This window comes from Sphingobium sp. JS3065 (assembly GCF_026427355.1).
GTDB lineage: Bacteria > Pseudomonadota > Alphaproteobacteria > Sphingomonadales > Sphingomonadaceae > Sphingobium.
In genome coordinates this window covers 1,613,770-1,632,743 of sequence record NZ_CP102664.1, presented here as the reverse complement: position 1 = coordinate 1,632,743, position 18,974 = coordinate 1,613,770, and the positions used below count along the sequence as shown (strand labels likewise).

Sequence of the window (18,974 nt, the reverse complement as noted above, 5' to 3'; positions counted from 1 at the left end):
CACACCCAATTTGCGATGCGCGACCGAGGCCGAGCTGTCTCGGGCTGCGGCCCGGTCGCGCATATTGGCCGCATGGAGGGAAGGGAGGGGGCTGGATGTGGTCGGCGAATAGGTCGTCGGCGCACACCGGAGACCAATCATGGCCGACCCCGATCCGATCGGCGCGCTGTTCGTCGAGAGCTTCAATCTCGATCTCGCCGAACTCCATTCCGCCGCCCGTGTCGCCCTGCCGTCGAACGGCAATCACGGCGACGTGCTCGAACTGCGGGACGATGAGGGCAATTTCCTCTCCTTCGTGCCCGCCGATGCCTCTCCCGAAATGGTGGCGATCGCTTACCGTCTCTACGGGCAGGGCCTCAACCACGGCGTTCGTGTGGGCGAGGCCGCTGCATGGGCGAAGCTGCGATACCTGATCGGTGCCGCTGCTGTCGGCGACCCTGCCTGAACAACCCCGCCGCCTCGCAGGTCTGAATGCCCGAGGCGGCTTCCCTTCACCGACTTCGCAGGAGGCCCATCATGGCCGACCGTGTTTCCGTCACTATCCGCATCGGCGGTTCGCTGCCGCGCGCCCAACTTGCCGCGTTCATCGCCGTTATCGAGGATGAAGCGCTCACCGATCCGCTCGGGGAGTATTTCTCAATGGGCCATATCACTGGTTTCGGCCCGCTCGAACTTGCGGCCGACGACGTTTCCTGGGGCCGGCTTGAGTCTCTCGAGACCTTCTGTGTCGACAATCGGCTGCCCTTCCAGCGTTGGTGCGGCAGCTATCCCGGAAGTTGGGAGGCCGAGCGCATCGTGTTCGATGGCGCGACCGACCCGCGCTCCTACACCGTCACCGATAACGACATCGTCGTGGTCACCGAGCCGGAACTTCGCTCACTCGGCACCTTCGAGGCCGTCAGCGCCTATCTACAGTCGGCCAATGTCGCTTTGCCCCCGCTGACCATCGTCGATGATGAGGAGCAGGATCATGGCTGACACCTATGTCCAGGGCTGCTTTGCCTTCTCCTGCTCACCAGCGGAGATGGCGCTGCTGGAGGAAGCCTTTCAGGCGAGCTATGGCCTTGGCGAGGGCTACAATCCCGATACGGTAAGCCCGAGCCCCGAATTCCTGGCGCTGTTTCCGGCCTCCGAGGACGACCGCTGGGCTGGTTTTCGCGACATCTTCTCCGACCGCGATTTCCCATCCTTCGGCGCGGTTTTGACGGGCAGCAACCTTGCTGATCCTTTGATGGTCGCCGCCGTCGTCACGTCGGAAATCGCCCTCGACCCCGAGGCACTCGCCAAGCTGATCCAGCGCTGCTGCTCGGCAACGCTCCTCACCGGTCCGATCGGTTTCGAATGGAGCGTCACCTGTTCGCGAATGCGCGTCGGGGAGTTCGGCGGCGGATGGTGCGCGATCTTCCACGATCGGATCGAGATTGAAAGCACCGGCGAAGCCCTCGCGGCGTCGCTTTCTGGCGGCGTCCTCTAAATTCGCCGAGCCGTAGAAGCGTAGCTTCACCCGAACCGTCAAAGGCGCTGCAAATGCTCATGACCATCGCAGCGCCAAAAACCGAAGGAGGCAATGAGATGGCCCAGTTCAAGTTCGCGGTCACCGAGACCCGCAATTTCGAGATGCAGTATCAGGTCGAGGCGGAGACACTCGAAGAGGCGCGCGAGAAAGCCGAAACCGGCGATACGACGTTCGAGGTCGAACTGGGCTGCAGCGGCGTATCCGACCGCTTTGTGGTCCAACAGCTTTAGTGGCCATGACCGGATACTCGCTCAAGCGGGCTTGCCGCTGCCCAACCAACACCCCGGGAGACCTCCGATGGATGACCCCACCCCCGCAATGTGGCGCGCGTTGCTCGACTTCCGGGCGCGCCATGGGCGCTATTGGAAGCGCGCCCTTTCGCTCAAATGGATGAACGGGAGCGACGAGTTCGAGCCTTTCTCGGCATCGCTGCGAATGGTGCGCAACCAGCTTGGGCCGACCTGGCTCCACGCCCTTCGGCCCGCTTCCCTCGACGCCGCTGCGCGTCGCCTCACCGCGCTCGATTCACAACCCGACAATTGCCGGGCCGAGCCCATGCTCAGCGGCGAGCCTTGCGCGAGCGATCAATGACGCCGGACCGGCGGAGGGAAGGGGGCCTTGGGGGATGTGCGGCGGGCGGAGGCAACGACGTTTCGCGCGCGCAGCCAGTATCAGGAGGTCCCCATGAACATGATCGCAACCGTCGATCGCCCGGTATCGGGCGCCTATAAGGTCGATATCAGCCGCGGCCGGAACGTCAGCCGCGTTTCCTCGGAATGGTTTTCGCGCCCCGAGGACGAACGCTATCTCTCCCTCACCAGCCTTTATGATCGCGTACGCGCCCGCGCCGAGGCGGCGACAACCCGGGTCGTCGAGAGCCGGGCCGTCCGCGTCGAGGCGCGCAGCGACAATCCCGAGCGCCTCTCACTCCTAGTACCCGGCAGCGACGAACCGGTTGCTCCCACCAACTGGTCGTTCGGCCAGATGTGCAGCCTGGTCGGCGCACCGGCCTCTTATCTGCGCGATCTGCCCGCAGCGCTCGCTGGCATCAATCTCCAGCACGGCCTGATCGCCCATCGCGGCGAGCAGGTGAAGCTGCTCCAGACACATGATGGCCGCACCGAGCTGCGGGCGGTCACCGGCCCGGACTATGGCCGGATCTGGGATCATGAGCTGGTCGCGGCGGTGATGAAATTCGCGGGCGACGGCGTCGGGGATACACGGTGGAAGGTTCCGGGCGTGCTCGACTGGGGCACGATGCGCTATAACCCTTATGTCGATGTCAGCCGTGACACGACCACCCTCTATGCCTCCGATCGCGACGTCTTCCTCTTCCTGGTGGATGATACCCATCCGATCGAAGCGGGTCGGCTGCCCAATGGCGACCCGGACCTCTATTTCCGCGGCTTCTATTGCTGGAACTCGGAAGTCGGCTCGAAGACGCTCGGCATCGCGACCTTCTATCTCCGGGCGGTGTGCATGAACCGGAATCTCTGGGGCGTCGAGAATTTCGAGGAGATCAATATCCGCCACTCGAAATTCGCTGCCAATCGGTTCGCGCAGCAGGCCGAGCCGGCGTTGACCCACTTCGCGGATTCCTCAGCCGTACATTTCATCAATGGTATCCGCACCGCGCGGGACCGCATCGTCGCGCGGACCGACGAAGATCGCTCAAGCTTCCTGCGCAACCGCGGCTTCTCCAAATCCGACACGGCCAAGGTCGTCGCCACCGTCCTCGACGAGGAAGGGCACCCCGCCGCGTCACTCTACGACTTCGTGCAGGGCATCACCGCCGTCGCGCGACACAAGACCCATCAGGACGACCGCCTCGATCTCGAGGGCAAGGCCCGGAAGCTGATGGAACGCGCCAACTGACCGCGTCGGCGCCGGACGCGGTCCGGCGCCGACGCTTCCAGATTCTGGAGATTTGCCATGACCGAGAATTCGGTGGCGCCGACGCGCGCCTATTGCATTGCCGTCGATTTCCTGAGCGGCGACCAATGCTTCGCCAGCGGACAATATGATATCGAGGCTGAGGATGTCGCCGAGGCCGTCCGCCTTGCCCTCATCCAAGCAGAGGACAGTATCTACCACGACCCGCGTGTTCCCGATCTGGGCCTTCACGCCCATGTCGTGCCGATCACGGACGGGGATGATCCCGATCCTCAATCGCCTTGTCCCGCGGCCGCGCAGAAGCCAGTCTGTCCGTACTGCGGAAGCGATGGGGTCGCCCGCGACGCCACCGCCAGATGGGATACGGACGAACAATGCTGGTCGATTTCGGGGCTCTTCGACAATGAGACCTGCGACGATTGCGGCGCAGAAGGCGATGACTTCGCCAATTGGGTCGCCATTACCCCTAAGCCGCCCGCCGACCGCGGCTTGTCTGTTGGCGCTCGAGCTCTTCCAGATACCGGGCCGATAGAGCCGGAAACCACGTCTGATCAGGTGCCTGCCGAGATCTTGTCCGTTCAGGCGATTGACGCGGCCGCCTATCGACTGGCGATTGCCTCACTGCCGCTCGACCGCCGCGCGATCTTCGAGCTGCACCAGCTTGACGGCCTGCCCTATACCGAAATCGCCGACCGCACCGGCACCTCCGTCGCAGACATCGAGCGAGAGATCGCAGCGGCGCTGACCCACCTGACGATGTGCTTCCAGCGCGATCCCGATCGCCCGGCGTGATGCCAACCAGATCCTTGTTCCTTCGTCCGCACGGCACGATCGGCGCGCCATCACCGCCGCCGGGCTTTCTGGTGTCAGGGTCAATGCGATCGCTGTCTCAACGATCGTGGCAGCTTACGTCATAGATATTTGGAGATCGTCCGAAACTGCTCGACGGCCGAGCCTACGTTCTTGTCTGCCTCTGCGTGGGACAGGCAGTGATCGATATGATCGTTGATCAGCGCCTTTTTCGCGTTCGCCACTGCCTTTTCGACCGCATGAAGCTGCTGGGCGATATCCACGCAAGGCCGACCCGCTTCGATCATCTCGACGATGCTGCGTAAATGTCCCCCGGCCCGGTTGAGCCGTTTCACAATCGCTGTGTGGCTGGCGTGCCTGTGATCGGTCATCAAATGGTCATCCTGTAGATCAGCGAGCGGGACACTCAGGCCCTTTACATATCCTCCCCGGGAGGTTAGCTCAAGCGCGTCCTATATCCCCCATAGGGGATAGGGTCGCAATCAATCGGAACAAACGCCACGTGCTCTCCGTCTTGGCAAACCGCACCTATCGCCATCTGTTCATGGCTCAGGTCATCGCGCTCATCGGCACGGGGCTCGCGACGGTTGCGCTCGGCCTGCTTGCCTATGACATCGCGGGCGGCAGCGCAGGCGCGGTGCTCGGGACGGCGCTCGCGATCAAGATGGTGGCCTATATCGGCGTCGCGCCGGTGGTGGGCGCCTTCGCCGACCGCCTGCCGCGTCGCGCATTTCTCGTCAGTATGGATCTCGTGCGGATGGCCGTGGCGATCTGCCTGCCGTTCGTGAGCCAGGTCTGGCAGGTCTATCTCCTGATCTTCGTGCTGCAATCCGCCTCAGCCGCGTTCACGCCGACCTTCCAGGCAACCATCCCCGATATCCTGCCAGAGGAGCGCGACTATACCCGCGCGCTGTCGCTGTCGCGGCTCGCCTATGACATGGAAAGCCTGACCAGCCCGATCCTGGCTGCCGGGCTGCTGACCGTCATCAACTTCCACTGGCTATTTTCGGGAACGGCGATCGGGTTTCTGTGCTCGGCGCTGCTCGTCGTGACGACGGTCCTGCCGCGCGCGGCGAAATCAGAACCAAGAAGTGGGGGCATCTACGCCAAGACCACGCGGGGTACGCGCATCTATCTGAAGACGCCGCGCCTGCTGGGGTTGCTGGCGCTGACCCTTGCTTCAGCTGCGGCCAGTTCGATGGTCATCGTCAACACGGTGGTCATCGTGCGCGGCAATCTCGGCCTCACGCAGCGTGATGTTGCCTTCACGCTTGCCGCTTTTGGCGCAGGCTCGATCCTTGCCGCGCTGACCCTGCCACGCATCCTCGATCGGGTCGCCGATCGTACGATCATGATTGGTGCTGCGGCAGCAATGACGATCGGTCTCGCCCTTCTGGCAGTGCTCACGGCAAGCTTTGGGGCAGCGCCCGGTTATTGGCGCATGGTCCTGATCGGCTGGTTCATACTCGGTATCGCCTATTCGATGAGCGTGACGCCATCGGGCCGATTGCTTCGACGGTCGGCTAATGCCGACGACCGTCCGGCCTTGTTCGCTGCTCAATTCGCGCTCAGCCACTGCGCCTGGCTGATCTGCTATCCCCTGGTGGGTCTGTTGGGCGCCAGCATCGGGCAGACAGCGGCCTTTGCGGCAATGGCGGTGATCGCGGCCGTCGGAACCCTGGCCGCATCGTGGCTTTGGCCCAGCGCAGATCCCGTTACGGTGAACCATGATCATGCGGATCTCGCGCCCGATCATCCCCATCTGCGCGGCGATCACGGCACGGCGCGGGAGCATGCGTTCGTCATCGACGATCTCCATCAGCGCTGGCCACGCCAATGACTTTCATCTCGACTGTCATGATCCCTGCCTTGCGGCGCGCTTGTGGACCGGCCGTGTTCGCGATACCCGTAACGACATGACGGCATCGTCGGTCAGATTGCGCGCTTCGGTGCGGGCCTGTGCCCGCATGCGCCTTTTTGCGCTCTCGGCGATTCTGGCGCTGTTCGGGATGCTGGCGCTCGCCACCTGGCATGACGCTATGCCGCACGTCCATGATGCCGCGCATGTCGTTAGCGTCGATCGGGATCATCATGATCACGCCCCGCCCGAGCAGCCGGACACACCCGACCTGATGCATCTGGCGGCTCATGCGGTGCTCCAGACAATCGACGTGCCCGCGCAGGCTGTGGTTGTTGCGCTCTTGAAGCCTGTCACCGCAATCTGGGCGCGCGAACCTGCCGAAGCGGCGCGGTCTATCGCACCTTCGTCAATTCTGCGTCCCCCGCGAGGCTGAATTCACGCGCGTAGCGCGTGCCGTCATTGCAGCCTTTTTTGGGGATAAGAATATGAGAGCCTTTATAGGCCGGCTGCCGCGTCGCGTGGTGTCCGGCATGATGGTCGCGACCTGCGTCGCGGCGCTGTGCGCACCCGCACAGGCGCAAGTGGCGCCGCCATTCGCTACACTGCTACGCCAGACCGCCGAGGCGCCCCGGCGTATCGAAAGCGAAGCTGAGGTCCGCCGGTCCGAAGGTCTTGCACGCCAGGCGCGCGCCCGACCCAATCCGACGATCGGCATTCTCACCGAGAATGTCGCGGGATCGTCTCCCTATCGCGGGGTCGATCGCGCCGAGACGACGCTGCAATATAGCCAGCCGCTTGAAATCGGCGGCAAGCGTTCGGCGAGGATCGCAGCCGGAGAGGCCGGCGTCGCCGCGTCCCGCGCCCGCGATCGTGATGCGAAGATCCGCTACGCTTATGATCTTGCACGCGCTTATGCAGCGGCGGACGTCGCAGACCAGCGGATAATGCTGGCCGAAGGCGAGGTCGAGCAAGCGCAGAACATCTTGCGCGCCGCTCGCGTGCTGGTCGATGCCGGCAAGGAAGCGCGGCTGCGCGCCCTGCAAGCAGAGGCCGCGCTGAACGCCGTCAGCGCCGATCTTGAGGGGGCGAAAGCGGATCGCATTGCGGCCTATGCCCGCCTCTCCGCACTCGCCGGCGTCGAGGAGACCTTCACCGGCTTGTCGGAATCGCTCCTGACCGTGCCGGTCGCGGCACCGGCTTATGGCCCCGTCGATCCGATGACGAGTTCGTCCTTTCTTGCCGCGCAGGCAGAGCGGGAGGCTGCCGAGCGCCGCCTGACCGCCGAACAGAAGCGGGCAATCCCCGATGTGACGGCAATCGTCGGCGTGCGGCGCCTCGATTATGAAAATGCGACCGCACTGACGGCGGGCGTCTCGATCCCGCTCAACATCTTCGATCGCAATCGTGGCAATATCGCCGCTTCGCAAGCAGAGGCACAGGCCGCCGCCGCAAGATTGGCCATGGCGCGTAACGATGCGATTGCCGAAGCCCGCGCGGCCGGGGCGCAGATTGCGGCCGCGCAGTCGCGGGTTGCCGCTGCGGAGGCATCGCAACGCACCGCGGAAGAAACCTATCGTCTCGCCCGCATCGCCTATGAGGCTGGCAAATCCCCGCTCGTCGAATTGTTGAACGCCCGCCAAGGCCTTGGCGCGGCACGCGGGATCGTCCTCGACGCCAAAGTAGCCAGTTTCGAGGCGCGCGCGCAGCTCGCCCGCCTTCAGGGCCGCACCCTTTCCGGAGATGAGATCCAATGAACCCCGACCGCAACAAGCTTTATGCCGGGGCCGCGATCGGTCTCGTCCTCGCCGCCCTTGCCGGTTTCGGTGTCGCCAGAATGACGGGTCCGTCCGCACCGACAGACGAGACGGAAGCGGCCGCCTCCACCGCTCCAACCGACACGGTCGTGATCACCCAGGACGGTATCAAGACGTCGGGGATTGGCCTTGCACAAGCGGCATCCGGTGGCGTCGCCGGCATCATCCTCGCCAGCGCCACAGTGGAGGCAACGCCTGACGCCGAAGCGGTGCTCACTGCCCGGGCAGCGGGCACCGTTACCCGGATCTTCAAGCGGATCGGTGATCCGGTCAGTGAGGGCGAAACGATCGCCCTTGTCGAGAGCCGCGATGCGTCGGCGATCGCCGCCGATCGCAGTACGGCTGCCGCAAGGGTTACGCTTGCAAGCCGGCAACTCGCGCGCGAGCGAATACTGCTTAATCAAGGGGTGTCGCCCCGGGCAGACTATGAGACCGCCGAAGCCAATCTGGCGGTCGCTCAGGCCGAAGCCCGGCAAGCGAGCGCTGCCGCCAGCGCGGCAAAGGTCTCGCGCGACGGCAGGTCGGTTGCGGTGGTCAGTTCGATCTCCGGCCGTATAACATCCGCACCCGTCAATCTCGGCGCGTTTGTGCAGGCCGAGACCGAGCTGTTCCGTGTCGCCGATCCGCGCCGCCTTCAGATCGAGGCGAGCATGCCGGCAGCGGACGCATTGCGTGTGAAGGCGGGTGACAGGGTCGAGCTGACGACCAACAACGGCCAGAAAGTGGAAGGCCAGGTCCGCTCGGCGACCGGCGTGGTCGATCCGCAGACGCGGCAAGCGACGGTGGTCGTGACGCCAAGCGGAGGCGGCGGCCTGATCGCGCCCGGCCAACTCGTCCAGGCGCGTATCTTCGCCAGCGGCGGCGATGCGGCCTCAGGCGTGAATGTGCCGCAGGATGCGGTCCAGACGCTAGGGGATCGCTCGGTGGTGTTCGTGCGAACCCGCCAGGGGTTCAAGGCGCAGACCGTGCGGGTTGGAACGCGCAGCGGCGGCATAGTCGAGATTGCCTCGGGCCTCCCTGCAAACACGGTGATCGCCACCACCAATGCCTTCCTGCTCAAGGCCGAGCTAGGCAAGGAGTCGGCGGAATGATCGCGCGCATATTAGGGCTCTCGGTCAGAGCGCGATGGGCGGTCGCCTTCCTCACCTTTCTCGTCGTCCTGTTCGGCGCCTGGCAGATCACCCTGCTGCCGATCGACGCGGTCCCGGACGTCACCAACCGCCAGGTCCAGATCAACAGTTTCGTGCCGACCCTCGGACCGGTCGACATGGAGAAGCAGGTCACCTTTCCCGTCGAGACAGCGCTTGCCGGTATTCCCGGCCTGCAGATGACCCGCTCGCTCACGCGTAACGGGTTCAGCCAGGTCACCGCGGTCTTCAAGGACAGCACCGACATCTATTTTGCCCGGCAGCAGGTGACCGAACGGGTCGCTCAGGCCAAGGACAGCCTGCCTGCTGGCGTTCAACCCCAACTCGCGCCGCTCACGACGGGTCTGGGCGAGATCTTCATGTTCAGCGTCGCATTCGAACATCCCGACGGCAAGGGCGTGAAGGTCGTTGACGGTCAGCCGGGCTGGCAGTCCGACGGCGCCTATCTGACGCCCGAAGGCGAGAAACTGACCACGGTGGTTGCCAAGGCCGCTTATCTGCGAACGGTCCAGGATTGGATCATCAGGCCGCAGATGCGCACCGTGCAGGGTGTTGCCGGTGTCGATTCCAACGGCGGCTATGTGAAACAATATGTCGTCGAGCCCAATCTGACCGCGCTTGCATCCTATGGCGTCTCGGTCACTGACCTCGCCGACGCGCTCGAACGGTCGAACCTGTCGGCAGGCTCCAATTATGTCCGCCGTGCCGGTGAATCCTTCCTCGTCCGCGCCGACGCGCGGCTGCGCTCGGTCGCCGACATCGAGGAAGCGGTGATCGCCACGCGTGCCGGCGTCCCGGTGCGCGTGAAGGACGTCGGCCAGGTCGTCATCGGGGGCGCGGTGCGGACCGGATCTGGCAGCGTCGGCGGGTCGGAAGCAGTCATCTCGACGATTTTGATGCTCACTGGCGAGAACAGTCGCATCGTTGCCAATCGCGTCGCCGACAAGCTGGTCGAAATCAACAAGACGTTGCCGCCGGACGTTGTCGCAAGCCAAGCCTATAACCGCTCGAAATTGGTCAATGCGACCATCGCTACGGTCGAGAAGAATCTGGTCGAAGGCGCACTGCTGGTCATCGTCGTGCTGTTCCTGCTGCTCGGCAACATCCGCGCCGCGCTCATCACGGCGGCGGTGATTCCGATCACCATGTTGATGACCGCGGCGGGCATGAATGAGCTGGGTGTCTCGGGCAATCTGATGAGTCTCGGCGCGCTGGATTTCGGCCTGATTGTCGATGGCGCGGTCATCATCGTCGAAAACGCGCTCCGGCGCCTCGCCGAACGGCAGCACAAGGAAGGAAGACTCCTAACCCGACTCGAACGCCTCACCGAAACCACTCACGCCGCGCAGGAGATGGTCCGGCCAACCGTCTATGGCCAGGCCATCATCTTCCTCGTGTTCATACCTTTGCTCACCTTCCAGGGCGTGGAGGGCAAGACGTTCGCACCGATGGCGATCACGCTGATGCTGGCGCTGGCCAGCGCGTTCATCCTGTCGATCACGTTCGTGCCAGCGATGGTCGCGTTGCTGGTCACCGGCAAGGTCAGCGAGACCGAGGTCAGATCGATCCGCTGGTTCAAGGAGAAATATCAACCAGCGCTCACCCGCGCCGTGGCGCGGCCAATGCCGTTCATCCTCGGCGGCGCAGGCGTGTTTGCGGCAGCGGTGCTGCTGTTCGGCACTCTTGGACAGGAGTTCATGCCGCAGCTCGACGAGAAGGACATCACGGTCACCAATTTCCGTATTCCGTCCGCCTCAATCGACCAGTCGACCGCGATGCAGCTCCAGATCGAAAATGCACTCAAGACGTTGCCCGAGGTGGCATTGGTCTTTTCCAAGAACGGCAATGCCGATCTGGGCACCGATCCGATGCCGCCTAATGCGTCCGATACCTATGTCATCCCAAAGCCTGAAGAGGAGTGGCCCGCCGAGGTCAAATCCAAGGAGGATATCCTTCGGCGGATCGAGGAACGGATGAAGCCGCTGATCGGCAACCGCACCGAGATCCAGCAACCGATCCAGATGCGGTTCAACGAGCTGATCGCGGGCGTTCGCTCGGACGTGGCGGTCAAGCTCTATGGCGACGATCTCGATGCCATGAGCGAAGCGGGAGGCCGAATCGCGGCAGCGCTGCGGACCATTCCAGGCGCGGCGGACGTGCAGGCGGAGCAGACATCGGGCGCACCGACCTTCGACATCAAGGTCGATCGCCAGGCGGCGGGCCGTTACGGCCTGTCGGTCGAGGAGGTCGCCAGTACGGTCGCGGCCGCCCTGGGTGGACGCGAAGCGGGCTTGTTGTTCGAAGGCGATCGGCGCTTCGCTGTCGTGGTGCGTCTGCCCGACGCACAGCGCGACGATATCGACACCCTGGGCTCGATCCCGGTCATGCTACCATCCAACGGTGCCGGGAACGCGCGTTCCATCCCGCTCAGCGAAGTCGCGCGTTTCACCTACACCGAGGGGCTCAACCAGATCAGCCGGGAGAACGGTAAGCGGATGGTCGTCATCCAAGCCAATGTGCGAGGCCGCGATCTTGGCGGATTCGTCGCCGAAGCCCAGGCGAAGATCGCCGATGTGAAGCTGCCCGCCGGCACCTTCACCGAATGGGGCGGCCAGTTCGAGAGCCTTCAGTCCGCTTCCGAGCGGTTGGCGATCGTCGTGCCGCTTTGCTTCGTCCTGATTTTCGCGCTGCTCTACATGGCACTGGGCGGTGCCTGGCCGGCGCTGGTCGTGTTTACGGCCGTTCCCATGGCGCTGGCCGGAGGTGTGTTTGCTCTGGCCCTGCGCGGGATACCCTTCTCCATCACCGCGTCGGTCGGGTTCATCGCGCTTTCGGGCGTGGCGGTTCTCAACGGCCTTGTCATGATGAGCGCGATCCGCAAGCGGCTTGATGACGGCGAAGGGATCGACGGCGCGATCATTGGTGGCGCGATGGAACGAGTACGGCCGGTTCTGATGACGGCCTTGGTCGCGAGCCTGGGCTTCATCCCGATGGCGCTTGCCACCGGAACCGGAGCCGAGGTGCAAAGGCCGCTTGCGACCGTTGTGATCGGGGGACTCATCACCTCGACGGCGCTGACGCTGCTGGTTCTTCCGGCGATATCGGCGCTGATGTTCCGAATTTTGGCTAAACGGAAGACTGCCAAAGAACCGCCGGCGGAGGTCGTGCGGGCGTGACAGTAAGCCGCCCTGGCGAAGATCGTCAGGGCGGCCTGTCGCGCTCTGTACTGCTGCCCGACCCGTCATGTCGCGGTGAGGTACTCCACTCTTTAACCTTAGATCGGCACCGCTCTCACTTTGGGGGTGCCGACAGCGATCCCGTGCTCGGGGGCGGCGAGGCAGCGAAATTGGCTGCTTCCCGCCGGAGCATCCGGACCGCGCAGCAGCTCGGCGATCAAAGCCTCATGCTGCTCGAAACACTTCGTACTGCATGGGATATCGAGGTGGTTGTGGTGCCACCTTCAGGCGCGAGTATCAGCGGCAACGCATAGCCTGCTGCTTGCGCATCAACGCCTTTAGGATCGCGGATACTTTCGACCATTGCTAATGTGGGCCCGTCAACGCTAATCTAGGAGCAACCGGTCGGGTGACTTGCCGATCGGCCAGGGCCAGCCGGCGTCTTGAGAAGCGTCGGCGCGCCCGCTTTGGGTAGCTTTTCGTTCCTTCGCAGCCATCATTCCGATATCGTCGCCTCGTCATGGCACCTATCAGGTATGCATCAGAGGCATCTGCCGTCACTCGGCCTTCGGTATCACCTCATGATAAGCAGTGCTAAGCCAGCCATCCCGCTCGTCGCAATGTTGGCGCCAGTATGCCCGAAGCTCCTTCATGCGGCCCTCGGGCACGAACGCGCTTTCCAAATGGGCGAACTGGTCATGTTGGGGGACCGGGACGGCGCTACCTCGCCACTCGCCATAAAGAAGGCAGGCTGAAACTGCCTGCAGTACGCCGAGCAGGAGGTAGTGCGCGCGCGCAAACTCTTCCAGATTGAGGCCCTGTCTCAGACCAGCCGCTTGCGCCCGCGAGAACGTGTCTGCGGCATGCGCTATGGTTTTGTTCCTCAGAGCCAGTAAGTCCGTGAAGACCTGGTCTCCGAGCACGCTATCCAGCCCATCAAGCACAGCGTCGCCCAGATCATCCGTGCGCGTTCGCACCTGCGAACCTGTTCCCGACAATATGTCGAACAGTTCGTGTTGCTGCTTCGCTGTCATCCACGCATCAGGCCCTTGGGTCGGTAGCCACTGCATTTGCGCGCCTTCGTTCGGGTCGTGCTTGGTCATCCACGTTGCGACGTCTCTTTCGCGCGCACTCTCCCAGTCATAGGGCAAGCCATCCTGGCAAACGAAGATCTCCCGAGTGAAAAGATCTCTGTCCGCGCGGATCTCGTCTACAATCCGACGTAGCGACACAACGCCGCGCTGCGGCTGTCGCGGATTTGACTTCTCAAGCAGCCGACCAATCGCAATCACTTGTCCTGCAACATATCCACGGTCGAGCATGGCGCCGAGAATGGGCGCCACGGACGCATTGGGACCATCTTCCTGGGCGTAACGCCGCGCTTCATTGGCCATACGCCAGGCAGCGTCCTGCCAGAGCATGTCATTGAACTGGGATGATATCGAGTGCGCGGGATCGCCTCGTAAAAGCTCCGACCAGCTCTCCGAACGAGCCCGGAACCGCACCAGCGCGTCACGATCTTCTACGTCGCATTCGTCGATCTTGTAGGACCAGATCCTGGACTGCGCGGGTGGTTCGGTGGCCATGGGCTGCTTGTTCTTGCTCTTGTGTTACGGGCATATTGCGGGTCGGCTGACTATTCGGCCAGCAGGACTCAAGGATAATCGACGTGGATGTCACCCAAGACTGGTTCTGGGAAGGAAATGTTGCCGATGCAGTGGCCAGGTTCCTGCTCGCCAGCGGTTGGTCCATCCGGTCGAAGGCCGACACACGCTCCAAGGAGCGAGGTGTCGACGTCCACGCGAGCAGAGGAGCGGTGGAATTATATGTGGAAGCCAAAGGCTGGCCCTCAAAGACATATCGGGATCCACGAAGAGCTGGCCAGACAAAGCCGACCAATCCCACGAACCAGGCTGCTCATTGGTATGCGCAGGCAATGCTCAAAGCCCTGCGGCTTCAAACGGCTCATCCGGCCGCCGTTATCGCAATAGCGCTCCCGGATTTTCCTCGATATCGACGCCTCTTCGAGGAAACCCGCGGTGGACTGGCAAAGCTGGCCGTCGTCCTTCTGTTCGTAAGCGAGAACGGGCGGGTGGATTCGATCGGGCTCTAGTCGCGCGGCTTGCGGTATCTGAAACCCTGATTTGTCCGCACTTCGATGCGGTAACCCGCCCATTTGAGATCGCTCTCAATGTGCTGATCTTCGGCGAGAACGTAGCGCACCGACAGGGCTTGGAGAAGTTGCACCAGATAGTGGCGGTTGAGTCCCTGGGCGCTGTCGTCCGGGATCGCTGCGTTCGAATGGCCCGTGAACGACGCCCCAAGGGTCATCACCACGCCGCAGTGAGGCGTCAGCGGCAGCCACCATGCTCGGGCAGCGTCACCATTAGCCCGTTTGCGTCCTGCTTCTTCGCCCGGCAAGCCAATGGCAATGACGGGGTTGGTCGATGTTCGAAGCCGCAGCCCGGTCCGATAGACCAGCATGCCAAGCTCGGCAGCGTCATCCAGATAGGGTGCTTCCTGCAAAATTCCTTCGTGAAAGAAGGCACGGACGGCATCGGGATGCGCGGCAAGTGCAGCGTGCATCGCGCGCTCTTCCTCAGTGTCGTCAGCCGAGAAACCGTGGCGTCGAATGCGCGCCTGTTCCATCTCGATGAAACGCAGTGCCTCGAGATTGCGGCGTTGAAGATGATGGATGAGCCCATAGAGCGGCTCAATGTCGGTTTCGTCTAGCTCCGCCGTGCGGCCAGACGTGACTTTGCGCCATGTGCTTCCCTGCGTGAACGGGGTTTCGATCTGATCGTTGATCGTTCCTTCGATCGACCGCTTTTCCCCTTTGAACTCATAATCGTGCAACTTCTCTTCATATCCGATCCGGGAAATTGACTTCCGTTCGGCGACGATGTCACCGCCGTTATAGGCTGCCAGCGTGGTAACTTTGTTCTCATCATCATGGCATGCGAATTGGCTGAGATAGAATTGCGGTACATAATGATGACGGTGGGGGTCGTTTGAAGTCATGCCGCAAGGTGCCTCTCCACCGACCGGAACACAATGTTCTGGTATCGATCTTGCCGCGGCGCCTCGATGGGGCCTTCACGATAACAGTTGGCCTCCCGATCCCTGCGGATTGAAAGCAAGGGTGATCCTACGAGTGCGCCGTCGACCACGCTGCGGACATCACGCTGTGAATCTGTGAGCGACATAAGCTATGCCGTCGAAACGAGATAATGAACCGAGACCACGATTGCCCATGATGACTGACGACTATTTCACAGATCGCGAATTCGGCGCTGTGCCGCGTGGCTCGGAATCGATCGATGAACGTCTTTGGGGCGGCCTTCATAGCCTGATCGAAACCCGTCTGGACGACGCCTCCTTCGGTTATCGGTTCCCGTTGGCATGTCCGGACGCGGGGAAGCGCCCTTGTGGCTGCGACCGATCGGCCTTCGCCTTCATGCTCGAAGCCGAGGTTCCGCAGATCGAGTGGCCCCTGCGTCCCAACAAATTGCCGGAGACGCCGGTCATCCTCGATCTTCTCGAATTCTGCGCGAGGGCGGTTGGACAACCTGTTGAAGGCAGCTGGCATGGTTTTTTCGATCATTATCACCTTGCCTGGGATCGCGATCCCGGTCTCGCCGCCTTTATCGCTGATGTGAATCGCCTCTTCGCGCGCAACGGGCTCGCTTTCGAGATGACGCCAGAGGGTAGGATTCAGCGGCTTTTGCCGGCGGCGCTTCGCGTCGCCCTGATGCAGGCGCGGTTCGCGACCGGCGACGCGGAAACGGATCGTCTTCTCGAGACGGCGCGCCTGCGTATTTTCGCGCCCAAACATGAGGACCGTAGCGATGGCCTGGAGAAACTCTGGGATGCCTTTGAGCGCATCAAGACGCTTGAGCCTGGCAATGACAAACGCCTCACAGCCGACGCCATGTTGAACTATGCCGCACGGCCAGAATCCAAGCTGCGTGCGACCCTGAGCGTCGAGGCGGACGCGCTCACCAAGATCGGCAACACCCATCGAATCCGGCACTCGGAAATCTGGCAGGAGCCGCTCGAGACGGCCCTTCAGATCGACTATCTCTTCACTCGCCTGTTCGCCTTCATCTATCTCCAACTCAAAGCCAGCAACCGTGCCGCCTAGCAGCGGCACAAAATCTGCCGGAGGAACGCTACGTCCTGAGTCCGGGGGCACTGCTGGCAATCCGAGCTATGCGGCCTACGACTATCAGATCGATGTCACCATCTGGATTGCGCTCGAGATCATGCTCGCCAAGGGGCTGAGTAACGAAGTTGAGATTGAACCGCCGTCCCATGAGGACGCTGAGGCGACGCTGAAGGATCCCAACCTGGTTTCGCTCGGCGTTTCTACCGCCACGCGCGACACCCGCCTTATCATGCAGATCAAGTCGCGTACCACCTCGCCATGGACCTCCAAGGCCTTCGCAGACGTCCTGCTGGGAAAAGAGGCTGCGACCAAATCGAAAGGGAAGGCCAGGGGGCCGGCGCCTCGCGTTCGCCCGCTCGATATGTTGGTCGCCGACCCGACCGCCAAATATCTCTTCATCACCAATGAGGGGCTGGAATCAGGCCTGCGCCTGCATCAGAATATCGCTTTGCTGTCGTTCCCCGACCCCGGCGACCTGCCACCTTATTGCCGCAACGCGCGGACAGCCGCCGAAAAGGCCGCCTTGGGAAAGCGTATCGGCATTTGCGACACGATCACCATGGAGATGCTGGAATCCCGCATCTTCAAGCTTCTCGACAGGCACGGGAATGTTCCGCCCCAGAAGCTGCTAAAATGCCTAGAGGACATGCGTGACGCGGTGCGTAAACGCCTAGGGGGCGAACATGGCGGCCGCTGGACGATGGCGAATCTCCTTGCCAACATCATCGACAATGGTGGCTCACGCCTCGCGCATCGGCGTCACGATCAGTTCGTGCCGCCTCGATCCTTCCTTTCCATTGAACAAGCGCTTCGCGACACGCATGCCGTGATCATCGTTGGCCCGTCCGGCACCGGTAAATCGCTTGCGGCGGATGTCCTTGCGGCAAAGCTGGCGCGCCAGAGCCCAGCATTCCTTGAGCGCCCCGTCCTGGATGCGGGCGAAGCGAACAGCGCTCTCACCGATCCGGGCCCATTGCTGATCTACCTTAGGGATCCTTGGGGAGATTCGGCGCCATCGATCGAAGCCGCTCGGTGGACGTCGAAACTCCCGGGTCTTTTCCGGATGGCCGATAATGCCCATAAGTTCCTGATCACGACGCGGTACGACATCTTCAAACGAAGCGAGCCGGGTGAGGCTCTCGAATCCTACACGATCGCGATAGAGCCCGAGGACTATACCGCCGACCAACGCGCGCTGATCTACGACAATCATGTTGGCGATCTGAGTGGACATGCCCACGCCTTGGCGCTCGCCCATCGCGATGTCGTTCTGGGCCGGGTTCGTCGGCCCTATGAGATCGAGCGCTTTCTGGCGGCACTGGACTTGTAACGGTTTTGTGCCGGTCACCTATCTCATTATGCCACCTTGGCTTCGAACGCGAGCGGGCTGATGCCGCCCAGATATGAATGTCGGCGACGGGTGTTGTAGAAGCCATTGATATACTGAAAGATGGCGGCTTCTGCCTGACGCCGTGTCGGCCAGCTCTGCCGCCAGATGAGTTCCGCCTTCAGGGATTTGAAGAATGTCTCGACGGAGGCATTGTCGTAGCAATTACCCTTGCCGCTCATCGATGGACGCAGGCCGTAGGCCTGCAGCTTTTTCTGGTAGTCATAAGAACAATATTGGCTGCCGCGATCCGAATGGAAAAGGCAGCCCTCGGTAGGCTGGCGCAGGCGCACCGCCATATCCAGCGCCCTGATCGCCAAGTCTTTCTTCATCCTGTCACTGACAGCCCAACCAACGACACGTCGGCTATGCAGGTCGAGAATGACGGCAAGGTAGAGCCAGCCTTCTGAGGTCCAGATATAGGTGATGTCGCCCGCCCACTTACGGTTGGGCGCATCGGCGGCGAAGTCGCCGTCCAGCCAGTTCGCTGCGACCCCCAGGCGATGGTGGCTATCGGTCGTGACCTTGTGCTTGCGCGTGCGGACCGGCTTGATCCCGTTGATCTTCATCAGCCGCCCGACCCGGCGCTCACCAACGTCGAGCCCAACCTCTTTGAGTTCCATGGTCATCCTCGGACGACCATAGCTACCGAGGCTGAGGCTGTACTGTTCCCTGATATGTGCCAGCACTTTCATATCCGTCCGCTCCCGCCGACTGATCGGTCGCGAGCGCCAGGAACGATAGCCGCGCTCACTGACAAGCATGACACGGCAGAGCAGTTCAACGGGCCAACGGTGACGCCAGCTATGCACAAACGCAAACTTCACGGCCTTTGGCTCGCGAAGAACTGCGTGGCCTTTTTTAGCACTTCCCTCTCCTCCCGCAGCACACGGTTCTCAAGGCGAAGGCGTTCATTCTCACGCGCCAAATCTGCCTGCGGCGCTGCCACCAGGTCAGATGGCCGATACTGTGACACCCACTTGCCCAGCGTCGACTTCCCTATCCCCAAATCCGATGCAACCCGGTCGCGGGGTAACCCGCTGGTCAGCGCAATCCGCACCGCCTCCTGCTTGAACTCTTCTGTGTGTTTGATCATCTCGTCGGTCTCCTGTTGCGAACTCTAATCGCTCAGGTGACCGGCGCAAATCCGTTACAAGTCCAGCACTGCCTCGCGAGAAGGAGGAGAGCCCGCGGTCGGTCT

At 62.4% G+C, this 18,974-nt stretch carries 19 protein-coding genes; 15 read left to right on the top strand and 4 right to left on the bottom strand.

Translation table 11 applies throughout. From position 1 onward, the window contains the following. The first annotated feature begins 139 nt into the window (after nt 1-139). The 7 genes from NUH86_RS07805 (at nt 140) to NUH86_RS07775 (ending at nt 4,201) form a co-directional block, all read left to right on the top strand. Complete coding sequence (locus NUH86_RS07805) at nt 140-445, top strand: hypothetical protein (RefSeq protein WP_267251899.1); 306 nt, start codon at nt 140-142, stop codon at nt 443-445. A gap of 71 nt (nt 446-516) precedes the next feature. After that, nucleotides 517-978 (top strand): hypothetical protein, encoded by a 462-nt coding sequence (locus tag NUH86_RS07800; protein WP_267251898.1) that lies wholly within the window; start codon nt 517-519, stop codon nt 976-978. Next, nucleotides 971-1,474: a hypothetical protein gene (locus tag NUH86_RS07795; protein ID WP_267251897.1), complete on the top strand. Its 504-nt coding sequence runs from the start codon at nt 971-973 to the stop codon at nt 1,472-1,474. The genes NUH86_RS07800 and NUH86_RS07795 overlap by 8 nt, the downstream gene beginning before the upstream one ends. Before the next feature lie 98 nt (nt 1,475-1,572). Further along, complete coding sequence (locus NUH86_RS07790; RefSeq protein ID WP_267251896.1) at nt 1,573-1,746, top strand: hypothetical protein; 174 nt, start codon at nt 1,573-1,575, stop codon at nt 1,744-1,746. A 67-nt stretch (nt 1,747-1,813) separates the two neighbouring features. Then, a complete protein-coding gene (locus NUH86_RS07785) occupies nt 1,814-2,107 on the top strand; it encodes a hypothetical protein (RefSeq protein WP_267251895.1) in 294 nt (97 codons plus the stop codon). A 93-nt stretch (nt 2,108-2,200) separates the two neighbouring features. Then, complete coding sequence (locus NUH86_RS07780; RefSeq protein ID WP_267251894.1) at nt 2,201-3,391, top strand: DUF932 domain-containing protein; 1,191 nt, start codon at nt 2,201-2,203, stop codon at nt 3,389-3,391. Between the two features lie 57 nt (nt 3,392-3,448). Continuing rightward, nucleotides 3,449-4,201: a sigma factor-like helix-turn-helix DNA-binding protein gene (locus NUH86_RS07775; protein WP_267251893.1), complete on the top strand. Its 753-nt coding sequence runs from the start codon at nt 3,449-3,451 to the stop codon at nt 4,199-4,201. Between the two features lie 119 nt (nt 4,202-4,320). Here NUH86_RS07775 and NUH86_RS07770 read toward each other — a convergent pair whose 3' ends face one another. Continuing rightward, entirely contained in the window at nt 4,321-4,590 is a 270-nt protein-coding gene (locus tag NUH86_RS07770; protein WP_267251892.1) for a metal-sensing transcriptional repressor, read from the bottom strand. 131 nt (nt 4,591-4,721) lie between these two features. Between NUH86_RS07770 and NUH86_RS07765 the strand changes: the two genes are divergently transcribed. Genes NUH86_RS07765 through NUH86_RS07745 form a run of 5 tightly spaced genes read left to right on the top strand, consistent with a single transcriptional unit; the run spans nt 4,722 to nt 12,218 of the window. Then, the gene (locus NUH86_RS07765; protein WP_267251891.1) at nt 4,722-6,059 is read left to right on the top strand and encodes an MFS transporter; all 1,338 of its coding nucleotides are present in this window, start codon (nt 4,722-4,724) and stop codon (nt 6,057-6,059) included. Beyond that, nucleotides 6,013-6,513, top strand: a complete 501-nt coding sequence (locus tag NUH86_RS07760) for a hypothetical protein (RefSeq protein WP_267251890.1) — start codon at nt 6,013-6,015, stop codon at nt 6,511-6,513. The genes NUH86_RS07765 and NUH86_RS07760 overlap by 47 nt, the downstream gene beginning before the upstream one ends. Before the next feature lie 52 nt (nt 6,514-6,565). Continuing rightward, on the top strand, nt 6,566-7,834 hold the full coding sequence (locus NUH86_RS07755; RefSeq protein WP_267251889.1) for a TolC family protein: 1,269 nt from the start codon (nt 6,566-6,568) through the stop codon (nt 7,832-7,834). Next, complete coding sequence (locus tag NUH86_RS07750; RefSeq protein ID WP_267251888.1) at nt 7,831-8,985, top strand: efflux RND transporter periplasmic adaptor subunit; 1,155 nt, start codon at nt 7,831-7,833, stop codon at nt 8,983-8,985. The genes NUH86_RS07755 and NUH86_RS07750 overlap by 4 nt, the downstream gene beginning before the upstream one ends. Further along, nucleotides 8,982-12,218, top strand: coding sequence for an efflux RND transporter permease subunit (locus tag NUH86_RS07745; protein ID WP_267251887.1), 3,237 nt, complete (start codon nt 8,982-8,984; stop codon nt 12,216-12,218). The genes NUH86_RS07750 and NUH86_RS07745 overlap by 4 nt, the downstream gene beginning before the upstream one ends. 557 nt (nt 12,219-12,775) lie before the next feature. Here NUH86_RS07745 and NUH86_RS07740 read toward each other — a convergent pair. Beyond that, nucleotides 12,776-13,804, bottom strand: a complete 1,029-nt coding sequence (locus tag NUH86_RS07740) for a hypothetical protein (RefSeq protein WP_267251886.1) — start codon at nt 13,802-13,804, stop codon at nt 12,776-12,778. A gap of 83 nt (nt 13,805-13,887) precedes the next feature. Between NUH86_RS07740 and NUH86_RS07735 the strand changes: the two genes are divergently transcribed. Then, complete coding sequence (locus NUH86_RS07735; RefSeq protein ID WP_267251885.1) at nt 13,888-14,331, top strand: hypothetical protein; 444 nt, start codon at nt 13,888-13,890, stop codon at nt 14,329-14,331. On the opposite strand, the gene NUH86_RS07730 is transcribed toward NUH86_RS07735, so the two are convergent. Further along, nucleotides 14,328-15,239 carry a DUF4238 domain-containing protein gene (locus NUH86_RS07730; RefSeq protein ID WP_267251884.1) on the bottom strand — a complete coding sequence of 304 codons (912 nt, stop codon included), beginning with the start codon at nt 15,237-15,239 and terminating at the stop codon, nt 14,328-14,330. The genes NUH86_RS07735 and NUH86_RS07730 overlap by 4 nt on opposite strands. 232 nt (nt 15,240-15,471) lie before the next feature. On the opposite strand from NUH86_RS07730, the gene NUH86_RS07725 reads away from it, so the two are divergent. Both NUH86_RS07725 and NUH86_RS07720 read left to right on the top strand, forming a co-directional pair. After that, on the top strand, nt 15,472-16,362 hold the full coding sequence (locus NUH86_RS07725) for a hypothetical protein (RefSeq protein ID WP_267251883.1): 891 nt from the start codon (nt 15,472-15,474) through the stop codon (nt 16,360-16,362). Beyond that, nucleotides 16,352-17,716 carry a hypothetical protein gene (locus tag NUH86_RS07720; protein ID WP_267251882.1) on the top strand — a complete coding sequence of 455 codons (1,365 nt, stop codon included), beginning with the start codon at nt 16,352-16,354 and terminating at the stop codon, nt 17,714-17,716. Before NUH86_RS07725 ends, NUH86_RS07720 begins: the two co-directional genes overlap by 11 nt. Nucleotides 17,717-17,742: 26 nt before the next feature. Here the strand turns inward: NUH86_RS07720 and NUH86_RS07715 are convergent. After that, a protein-coding gene (locus NUH86_RS07715; RefSeq protein WP_267251881.1) for an IS3 family transposase occupies nt 17,743-18,869 on the bottom strand; the annotation gives its coding sequence in 2 pieces (ribosomal slippage) (nt 17,743-18,638 and nt 18,638-18,869; 1,128 coding nt in all). Nucleotides 18,870-18,974: the final 105 nt, after the last annotated feature.

Excerpts from the sequence above, each read along its gene's own strand:
- NUH86_RS07805 (WP_267251899.1), top strand. The coding sequence starts at position 140 with ATGGCCGACCCCGATCCGATCGGCGCGCTGTTCGTCGAGAGCTTCAAT.
- NUH86_RS07800 (WP_267251898.1), top strand. The coding sequence starts at position 517 with ATGGCCGACCGTGTTTCCGTCACTATCCGCATCGGCGGTTCGCTGCCG.
- NUH86_RS07795 (WP_267251897.1), top strand. The coding sequence starts at position 971 with ATGGCTGACACCTATGTCCAGGGCTGCTTTGCCTTCTCCTGCTCACCA.
- NUH86_RS07790 (WP_267251896.1), top strand. The coding sequence starts at position 1,573 with ATGGCCCAGTTCAAGTTCGCGGTCACCGAGACCCGCAATTTCGAGATG.
- NUH86_RS07785 (WP_267251895.1), top strand. The coding sequence starts at position 1,814 with ATGGATGACCCCACCCCCGCAATGTGGCGCGCGTTGCTCGACTTCCGG.
- NUH86_RS07780 (WP_267251894.1), top strand. The coding sequence starts at position 2,201 with ATGAACATGATCGCAACCGTCGATCGCCCGGTATCGGGCGCCTATAAG.
- NUH86_RS07775 (WP_267251893.1), top strand. The coding sequence starts at position 3,449 with ATGACCGAGAATTCGGTGGCGCCGACGCGCGCCTATTGCATTGCCGTC.
- NUH86_RS07770 (WP_267251892.1), bottom strand. The coding sequence starts at position 4,590 with ATGACCGATCACAGGCACGCCAGCCACACAGCGATTGTGAAACGGCTC.
- NUH86_RS07760 (WP_267251890.1), top strand. The coding sequence starts at position 6,013 with ATGCGTTCGTCATCGACGATCTCCATCAGCGCTGGCCACGCCAATGAC.
- NUH86_RS07755 (WP_267251889.1), top strand. The coding sequence starts at position 6,566 with ATGAGAGCCTTTATAGGCCGGCTGCCGCGTCGCGTGGTGTCCGGCATG.
- NUH86_RS07750 (WP_267251888.1), top strand. The coding sequence starts at position 7,831 with ATGAACCCCGACCGCAACAAGCTTTATGCCGGGGCCGCGATCGGTCTC.
- NUH86_RS07745 (WP_267251887.1), top strand. The coding sequence starts at position 8,982 with ATGATCGCGCGCATATTAGGGCTCTCGGTCAGAGCGCGATGGGCGGTC.
- NUH86_RS07740 (WP_267251886.1), bottom strand. The coding sequence starts at position 13,804 with ATGGCCACCGAACCACCCGCGCAGTCCAGGATCTGGTCCTACAAGATC.
- NUH86_RS07730 (WP_267251884.1), bottom strand. The coding sequence starts at position 15,239 with ATGACTTCAAACGACCCCCACCGTCATCATTATGTACCGCAATTCTAT.
- NUH86_RS07725 (WP_267251883.1), top strand. The coding sequence starts at position 15,472 with ATGATGACTGACGACTATTTCACAGATCGCGAATTCGGCGCTGTGCCG.